The organism is Flavobacterium sp. (genome assembly GCF_003525665.1).
Classification (GTDB): Bacteria; Bacteroidota; Bacteroidia; order Flavobacteriales; family Flavobacteriaceae; genus Flavobacterium.
The window spans coordinates 1,017-9,523 of record NZ_DQDX01000035.1 but is presented as its reverse complement, the minus strand read 5'-3'; the positions used below and the strand labels follow the sequence as shown (position 1 = coordinate 9,523).

General features: G+C 31.8%; 11 protein-coding genes and 1 other RNA gene. 10 read left to right on the top strand and 2 right to left on the bottom strand.

Annotated features, from left to right (window positions below):
* The first annotated feature begins 151 nt into the window (after positions 1 to 151).
* Together rnpB and DIU01_RS02380 are read left to right on the top strand one after the other, a co-directional pair.
* An RNA gene (rnpB, locus tag DIU01_RS02385) (RNase P RNA component class A) lies at positions 152 to 474 on the top strand.
* A gap of 8 nt (positions 475 to 482) precedes the next feature.
* Positions 483 to 950 (top strand): hypothetical protein, encoded by a 468-nt coding sequence (locus tag DIU01_RS02380; protein ID WP_290831661.1) that lies wholly within the window; start codon positions 483 to 485, stop codon positions 948 to 950.
* Here DIU01_RS02380 and rsmD read toward each other — a convergent pair whose 3' ends face one another.
* Positions 951 to 1,523 carry a 16S rRNA (guanine(966)-N(2))-methyltransferase RsmD gene (rsmD, locus tag DIU01_RS02375; protein ID WP_290831660.1) on the bottom strand — a complete coding sequence of 191 codons (573 nt, stop codon included), beginning with the start codon at positions 1,521 to 1,523 and terminating at the stop codon, positions 951 to 953.
* Positions 1,520 to 2,320, bottom strand: a complete 801-nt coding sequence (locus tag DIU01_RS02370; RefSeq protein WP_290831659.1) for a DUF3822 family protein — start codon at positions 2,318 to 2,320, stop codon at positions 1,520 to 1,522. The genes rsmD and DIU01_RS02370 overlap by 4 nt, the downstream gene beginning before the upstream one ends.
* Positions 2,321 to 2,734: 414 nt before the next feature.
* Here DIU01_RS02370 and DIU01_RS02365 point away from each other — a divergent pair, with 414 nt between their 5' ends.
* From DIU01_RS02365 to kdsB, 8 genes are all read left to right on the top strand, one after another.
* Complete coding sequence (locus DIU01_RS02365; protein ID WP_290831658.1) at positions 2,735 to 4,159, top strand: ATP-dependent RecD-like DNA helicase; 1,425 nt, start codon at positions 2,735 to 2,737, stop codon at positions 4,157 to 4,159.
* Positions 4,160 to 4,243: 84 nt separating this feature from the next.
* On the top strand, positions 4,244 to 4,690 hold the full coding sequence (locus DIU01_RS02360; RefSeq protein ID WP_290831657.1) for a hypothetical protein: 447 nt from the start codon (positions 4,244 to 4,246) through the stop codon (positions 4,688 to 4,690).
* Between the two features lie 63 nt (positions 4,691 to 4,753).
* Positions 4,754 to 5,014, top strand: coding sequence for a hypothetical protein (locus DIU01_RS02355; RefSeq protein WP_290831656.1), 261 nt, complete (start codon positions 4,754 to 4,756; stop codon positions 5,012 to 5,014).
* A gap of 6 nt (positions 5,015 to 5,020) precedes the next feature.
* The gene (locus tag DIU01_RS02350; protein ID WP_290831655.1) at positions 5,021 to 5,665 is read left to right on the top strand and encodes a hypothetical protein; all 645 of its coding nucleotides are present in this window, start codon (positions 5,021 to 5,023) and stop codon (positions 5,663 to 5,665) included.
* A gap of 3 nt (positions 5,666 to 5,668) precedes the next feature.
* Complete coding sequence (locus DIU01_RS02345; RefSeq protein ID WP_290831654.1) at positions 5,669 to 6,094, top strand: VOC family protein; 426 nt, start codon at positions 5,669 to 5,671, stop codon at positions 6,092 to 6,094.
* 59 nt (positions 6,095 to 6,153) lie between these two features.
* A complete protein-coding gene (locus tag DIU01_RS02340; RefSeq protein ID WP_290831653.1) occupies positions 6,154 to 7,119 on the top strand; it encodes a Fic family protein in 966 nt (321 codons plus the stop codon).
* On the top strand, positions 7,116 to 7,670 hold the full coding sequence (locus DIU01_RS02335) for a DUF4126 domain-containing protein (RefSeq protein ID WP_290831652.1): 555 nt from the start codon (positions 7,116 to 7,118) through the stop codon (positions 7,668 to 7,670). The genes DIU01_RS02340 and DIU01_RS02335 overlap by 4 nt, the downstream gene beginning before the upstream one ends.
* A gap of 62 nt (positions 7,671 to 7,732) precedes the next feature.
* Positions 7,733 to 8,470 (top strand): 3-deoxy-manno-octulosonate cytidylyltransferase, encoded by a 738-nt coding sequence (kdsB, locus tag DIU01_RS02330; protein WP_290831651.1) that lies wholly within the window; start codon positions 7,733 to 7,735, stop codon positions 8,468 to 8,470.
* The last annotated feature ends 37 nt before the right edge of the window (positions 8,471 to 8,507 follow it).

Here is an 8,507-nt window from a genome sequence, read left to right as displayed (position 1 = left end):
CAATTGCTAATTCCAAATAGTACGAAAAAAACAAAAAATTTAATTTTCATAAAAATAATTTTTAATAAAAGTACAGAATTAAATCAAATATCAAATTATGTACATATCTAAAATCTTATATCTAAAATCTAATATTAAATTCTACCTTTGCACCGCAGACCGCCTTATCGACTCGTCTTTTGGGACGAGTAGGAAAGTCCGGACACCAAAGAGTAGCATATTGGGTAACGCCCAACCGTTGAAAGACGAGGACAAGTGCAACAGAAAGTATGTACAGTTCGGCTGTAGTGAAACCAGGTAAACTCTATGCGGTGAAATTTCAAGTATATCGACATTTAAGGATTACTCGTCCGTTGTCGAAGGGTAGAAAGATTGATCTCGTTGGTAACAACGAGACTAGATAAATGATAAGGTATCGTCTCGTTTTTAGGAACGAGACGAGAACAGAATCCGGCTTATAGGTCTGCTTTTTTTTTATTATTATGATACAGGTATTAAAATTATTGTTTGGGAGTTTGTTTTCTAAAAAATCTTTAGAAAAAACTTTAATTGATTCTAAATTAGGAAAATTGATATGTATCTATAAAAAGGAAGATATCTACTTTACTTGGGATACCGAATACAAGTATAAAAACAAAAATGGAGAACCAATTTCAATTAGTATAGACGGTGATACTAATGGTCCATTTTCAAGTACATTGCAGAAAACGTATCAAATAATGGATTCAATTGCTGAATTGCAATCTAAAATACAAACCAAAATTGATTCGCAATTCCCTGAAAAAAATATCGATTTAATAAGAGATTTTAATTTAGAAGATCTTTACATTTACCTTGAAGAGGAAACCAATTCGGTAGACTATGAATTTGAATATTACTCAAATGATTCTGAAATAATGATTTCTGTAGAATTCGTTAATGATGAAATAGAAGCTGTAGAATTTTATTAATTACTCTTCCTCACTTTCATCTTCCTCATCATCAACCTCAAACTCATAAAACGAAAACACAGAACCACCATAATTCTTTTGAAAAGAAAAATGCATCATGTGGTCAAGTTTGGTATGTTTTGAATGTTCCATAATCATCATACCTTCTTCGTCTAACAATTCGTTTTCGAAGACCAATTCGATTAGTTTTTCAAATTCCTTTTGCTCAATTCCATAAGGCGGATCGGCAAAAATAATATCGTAACTACCTTTGTGTTTTTCTAAAAATTTAAAGACATCACTTTTAATAGCAGTGATATTCAAATCAAATTCTTTCGCCGTTTTCTTAATGAAATTCACGCAACCCATATCGCCATCGATACACGTAATGTTATCACATCCACGCGAACCAAATTCGTAGCTAATGTTCCCAGTTCCAGCAAATAAATCCAAAACCTTCAATCCCGAAAAATTGAAATGATTGTTCAGCACATTAAACAACGCTTCCTTACTCATATCAGTCGTTGGACGAACTGGTAAGTTTTTTGGAGCTGTTATTCGTCTTCCTTTGTATTTTCCAGAAATTATTCTCACGAGTGAAGTAGTATAAAGTGTTCGCGGTTTTCTTTTTCCGTGAAGTTATTTGTAAAATCAGAAACATTAAATAAACTTATGTTTCTAATGTATTTGTAGGCAATTTGATAAAAAGCATCGGTTTCAACAATCGCTCCAAGCAATTCCAATTTGAAATTCTCAGGATTCAACTGCAATTGTTCGGCAGTAAAAAGAATGTAGTAAATAAAATCTTCAGGCGTTTTGTATTCAAACGAATTAAACAAATGCAACTTCTGATTCTGAACCACAATAATCTCAAAATGACTTTCACTTACATGAACAAACATCTTGCGTTCCTCATTATTCTTAGATAAATCCAATAATTTTGAAACCAAAACACTATTCGCATGTTTGTATTCAAACGAACCATATTGGTCAATAAAAAAGTTATTCATATTCACATACGGAATGTAAACATTATTCATTTCATATTTATCTAAAGCATCAAAAGTGAAAAAATCGGTTTCAAAAACCTTCGTATTGTATTGCAAATAACTTCCTAAAAACTCCTCGTCAAACAAAGCTGTCGGCACAAAAGTCGACAAATTATTACTATGGAGAATCTCAATTTCATCATATTTATGACTCAATTCAGGATGTTCTCTAAAAACCGAAGCAAACAAATCTTCAATCTTCGCACTACGCTGAAAACTATCAAAATGAATGTTATGCAACACCACAGGTTTGCCACTCAAAGTATCAAATACACAAAACGACAACCCATTCAAAGAAACTTGAATAGCTAGTTTTTTATAAGTTTTGTCCGTAATACTCATTTTGAAATTCCATTTTTAACACCGCAAACTTACGATTTTTATTTTTAAGGAGCGAATGGTTTGGGCATTTCTACAAACCTTATTCCTGCTTTCCGCGTTACAAGGTAACTGCTCCAATCAGGGCTAATTAGTCATCCATTTTTACAAAATCAGATTTTCAAAACAACATTAAGTTTAGCAACACAGATTAGAGAAATTTGAGAAATTTATAATATCTGTGAAAATTATTCCAATTTCTTAAATCAGTGTTCCTTGCATTATTTTAAATTATCGAACTTTCAGAACCAATTAAAGAAATCTGTGAAAATTATTCCAATTTCTTAAATCTGTGTTCCAAAAAATGTTAATAAACTAAACTCCTAAACATTCAAACTTCTAAACATATTTCTGTACTTTGCGGTTAAATAATTCCAAGTGGCAACCAAAAACTTCTATTCCATTTTATCCCAAAACTTCCCGTTTAATCCCACGATTAAGCAAGATGCCTTCTTTCAAAAAATCGCAGTTTTCATCACCAATGTCAACAACGACAGCATTTTTGTACTAAAAGGATACGCAGGAACAGGAAAAACCACCGTAATTTCTACCATTGTAAACAATCTAATTGAAGTCAATAAAAAATACGTTTTGCTAGCGCCAACAGGTCGCGCTGCCAAAGTCATTGCCAATTATTCCAACAAACCAGCTTTTACAATTCACAAGAAAATTTATTTTCCAAAGAAGTCGAGTGGTGGCGGAGTGGCTTTTACAATGCAACAAAACAAACACAAAAACACCATTTTCATAGTCGATGAAGCTTCCATGATTTCTGATGTTGCCGCCGAAAGCAAAATGTACGAAAACGGAAGTTTGCTCGACGATTTAATCTCCTACATCTATAGTGGTGAAAATTGTAAAATGATTTTACTTGGCGACACGGCACAACTTCCGCCAGTGAATTTAGATATTTCGCCAGCATTAAACACCGATACATTAGAACTCAATTACGACAAAAAAGTAGATTGGATTGAACTCGACGAAGTAATGCGTCAAGAACTAAACTCCGGAATTCTCTACAACGCCACCGAATTACGTGAACTTTTAAAAGACAGTTTCATCACCGAATTCAAATTCAAGTTGCGAGGATTCAAAGACATTGTTCGCCTTACTGATGGTTATGATATTCAAGATGCCATTAACCAAGCCTACAGCAATTATTCTATTGAAGATACGGCGTTTATTGTGCGTTCCAACAAAAGAGCGAACCAATACAACGAACAAATTAGAACTAAAATCCTCGACAAAGAAAGCGATTTATCTACTGGCGATTTCTTAATGGTCGTGAAGAACAATTATTTTTGGTTGAAAGAAAAAGACGAAGCTGGTTTCATTGCCAATGGTGACATCATCGAAGTTTTGGAAATTTATAGTTTCAAAGAATTATACGGATTCAAATTTGCCAAAGTCAAAATACGAATGGTCGATTATCCAAACCAAATTCCGTTTGAAACCGTACTGATTTTAGACACTATTAAAAGCGAATCACCATCCTTAACCTATGAGCAATCTAACCAATTGTATGAAGAAGTGATGAAAGATTACGAACACTTAACCACCAAATACGCCAAATTCCAAAAAGTAAAAGAGAACGAATACTTCAACGGATTGCAAGTAAAATTCTCTTACGCCATAACCTGCCATAAAAGCCAAGGCGGACAATGGAACACTGTTTTCATAGAACAACCGTATTTACCTGAAGGCATCGACAGAGATTACATTCGTTGGCTTTACACCGCAATTACAAGAGCAAAAGACAGATTGTATTTGATTGGGTTTAAGGATGAGAGTTTTTTGGAGTAGATTATAGTAAATAGTTATATTTGGTATTAATAAACATTATAATTTTAAAAGAGTTATTTATATTTATTAGTTAGAAACAAGCTCATGAAAAATCTCACCAAAATAAAAGGAGTAAAAATTAATTTTGTTGAATTCGATACAACTAAAAACTGGATTGATGAATTTCCAAACAAAGATTGGTCAGTAGTTATTTTTGCTGATGTGCTCAATAGAAATTATTTCGATGAAATTATTCGAAAAGTAATTGATAGAAATGTTTTATGGATTAGTAGCGTGGGCAAGCAACAAGATTTGATACACGATATGTCTGATGATGAAATATTAATTCGAGATATCGAAAATGGTTATTTGCCAAACCATGATATAATGACTATTGGAGTAACTGATTTAATAGATGGTTTGTTCAGTGGAATATTTCTTCCTATTCAATCTGAAGAAAATATTCAAGAAATTGTTATTATTGATGTAGAAAAGTTAAATTATAACAAAATAATTTCTGCTATTGAAAAATTACAAAAAGAATATACTTAAACGATAGCGTGGATTTTTATTCATAGTCAAAAAACAAGATCAACAACATAGACATCCTATTTTATGAATATATTAAAAAAAATATTTTCAAATAATACTACTAAAAGCAATCTCTTTAAATATGTCTTTGTTGAATTAGATGGAAGTGTTCGAGAATTGTTTCAAAATGAAAAAGAATATTTAACAGAAGCATTTCATCCAAACGATGGTGGAAGACCATATATTAAAAACAATTATAATCAATTACTTCTAGATAATAAGATTGATGGATTTTTAGAAAGAAGAAAAGTTCCAAAAGAAATAAATGTAAAACTAGTTGATTGATTTCTTATGAAAGAAGTTATTTTTGATATAAAACGAGGAATTTCAGATAATTGTTCAAGAGAATTAATTATCAATGAACATTATTTAAGTTTTGAAGATAAAGATACTGTAAACAACACTTTTACAACTTTTAATAAAGAGGAGATTATTGCCTACAGATTCGGTATAAAATGGACAACGTTCTATTTTACTTTTGGTAGAGAGTATCAAATTTTCATTAAAAATCAAGTTGGAAAAGAAATAAAGATTAATTTTATAACCTATTTTGGTAATAAAAAACATGATTACCATTCAAAATATCAAGAAATTCTGAATTCTTTATGGGATAATTATTTTTCGGAGATAATAAATAATTACATTGATAAACACAATAAAGGAGAAGATTTTCAAATTGAAAATGTGGTATTTACCAAAGATTACATTTGTTTAAAAGTTGATAATTTGGTTAAGCAAAAAGAAATAAAAATTCTTTGGAACGACATTAGAACAAAAAATTATCAAACCTATTTTGCAATATACTCAAATACAAATCCTACTGATTTAAACAAAGCATTTAGTTATTTAGATGATTGGAATACAGGAATAATTTATAGTGTTTTGAGGACAATTTTGAGAGATAAAAATATTGAATCATATAATTCTAACCAATAAACCATGGCACTAATAAACGTACATCTAAACTATAACGGAAACGCAGAAGAAGCATTTACATTTTACAAATCGGTTTTTGGTGGAGAATTCACTAAAATTACGCGTCTCAAAGATTTAGAAAGTCCAGATTTTCCAGTAGATGAAAAAGACGCCAATAAAATCATGCACATTGCTTTACCAATTGGCAACAATACGCTAATGGCAAACGATGTTCCAAGCTTTTTAGGAACCGTAAACGAAAACGAAAACCGATCAAAAATTGCAGTTTCAGCCCAAAGTAGAGAAGAAGCCGATAAATTTTTCAACGGACTTTCTGCAGGCGGAACAGTTGAAATGCCGATTCAAGATAGTCCTTGGGGTTCTTATTTTGGAATGTTCAGAGACAAATACGGCATCGAATGGATGATCGATTTTGATTCGAATTCTTAAAAGAAAATAGTTGATTTAATAAAAATCACTACCTTTGATACTATCAAATGATACTATCAATGAAACCACCTTACGAAATTACATCTTTAATTTTAAAGCTAATTACATCAATTTCAGAGAAAATCGGGCAAGTTAATGCGGTTTATTTGGTAAAACAATCTCCACAATTACGTAAGCAAAATAGAATCAAAACCATTCATTCTTCACTTCAAATAGAAGGAAACACATTAACTGAAGAACAAATTACTGCAATTATTGAAAACAAAAGAGTTTTAGCGCCTCAAAAAGATATTGCTGAAGTTCTAAACGCACTTGATGTTTATGACAAGTTAAAAACTTTCAAGCCACATTCTGAAAAATCATTTCTCGAAGCACATCAAATTTTGATGAAAGATTTAGTTGAAAACAGCGGCAGTTACAGAAAAAATAGCGTCGGAATTGTAAAAGGCTCTAAATTGGCTCATCTTGCGCCACCAGCAGAAAACTTATCGTTTTTGATGAAAGATTTGTTCAATTATGTCAAAAATAAAGAAGAATTGACATTAATAAAAGCGTGTGTTTTTCATTACGAAATGGAATTTATTCATCCGTTTTTAGATGGCAATGGAAGAATGGGAAGGCTTTGGCAAACTGTTATTTTGATGAACGAGTATCCAGTTTTTGAGTTTTTACCAATTGAAACCATCATCAGTGCAACACAAGAAAATTATTATAAAGCGTTGTCAATTAGTGATAAACAAGGAAAATCGACTGTTTTTGTAGAATATATGTTAGACGTAATTGATAAAGCATTATTTGAATTATTAAAATTCAATAATCGAATTTTAACCGATAATGATCGTTTAGATTATTTTATTTCTTTGGGTAAAAAAGAGTTTAAACGAAACGATTACATGAATGTTTTCAAAGATATTTCATCAGCCACGGCAAGTAGAGATTTGAAAAAAGGCATCGATTTAAATCTTTTAGAAAAAGTTGGAGATAAAAATAAAACGATATATTTGATAAATAATAATCACAAATGAATCTAGAAACCATTTTATCAATTTGCCTCGGAATCGGATTAGCTTCAGCATCAGGATTTAGAGTTTTCTTGCCTGTTTTTGCATTGAGTTTGGCATCCTATTTTAATGTAATTCCACTGAATGAAAGTTGGGCATGGATTGGTGGTTTGCCAGCATTGATAAGCCTTGGTGTAGCCATGGTTTTTGAAATATTTGGATATTACATTCCGTTTATTGATAATTTATTGGATACAATTGCAACGCCATTAGCCGCCATCGCTGGATTTGTAGTTATGTCTTCCACAATGGTAGATATTTCTCCAACAATGACTACAATTTTAGCCATAATCGCTGGAAGTGGTTCTGCAACCGCCTTTCAAGGATTAACAACCACAACACGATTAGCATCCTCCGTAAAAACAGCAGGTTTAGGAAATCCAGTAGTTTCCACCGCCGAAACCGGAACAGCAATAACATTAAGTTCACTAGCAATTTTCCTTCCAATAGTTGCAGTTATCCTCGTTGTTATTATCTTTGGAGTAATTTATTGGATATTTAAAAAGTTAAAATAGTTGCGAGTTGCGTGTTACGAGTTAACCCGAAACTCGAAACTCGAAACCCGAAACCCGAAACTATGAAAATCATCGCCGTAATTCCTGCTCGCTACGCTTCAACACGTTTTCCTGCCAAATTGATGCAAGATTTAGGTGGAAAAACTGTAATTCTTAGAACGTACGAAGCTGCAAAAGAAACCAATCTTTTTGACGATGTTTTTGTAGTTACGGATTCCAATTTGATTTTCGATGAAATAGTTTCTAATGGTGGAAAAGCCATAATGTCTATAAAAGAACATGAAAGTGGGAGCGATAGAATTGCCGAAGCAGTTGCAAATTTAGATGTTGATATTGTAGTAAATGTGCAAGGTGACGAACCTTTCATCAACAAAGAACCTTTAGAAAAAGTCATTGAAGTTTTTAAAAAGGACGCTGACAAAAAAGTAGATTTAGCTTCTTTAATGAGAGAAATCACCAATGAAGATGATATTAATAATCCAAATAATGTAAAAGTTGTTGTCGATCAAAATGGCTTTGCTTTATATTTTTCACGTTCTGTAATTCCTTATCCAAGAGAAGTAAACGTTGGAGTTCGTTATTTTCAACATATCGGAATTTATGCTTTCCGCAAACAAGCACTTTTAGATTTCTATTCACTTCCAATGAAATCATTAGAGGCTTCAGAAAAACTAGAACAATTACGCTATTTAGAATTCGGAAAAAGAATCAAAATGGTAGAAACTTCGCACGTTGGAATCGGAATTGATACAATTGAAGATTTGGAGAAGGCACGAAAATTACTAAATTCCAAAATTTAAATTCCAAAATCGCAACAATTGGAATTTGGAATTTAAA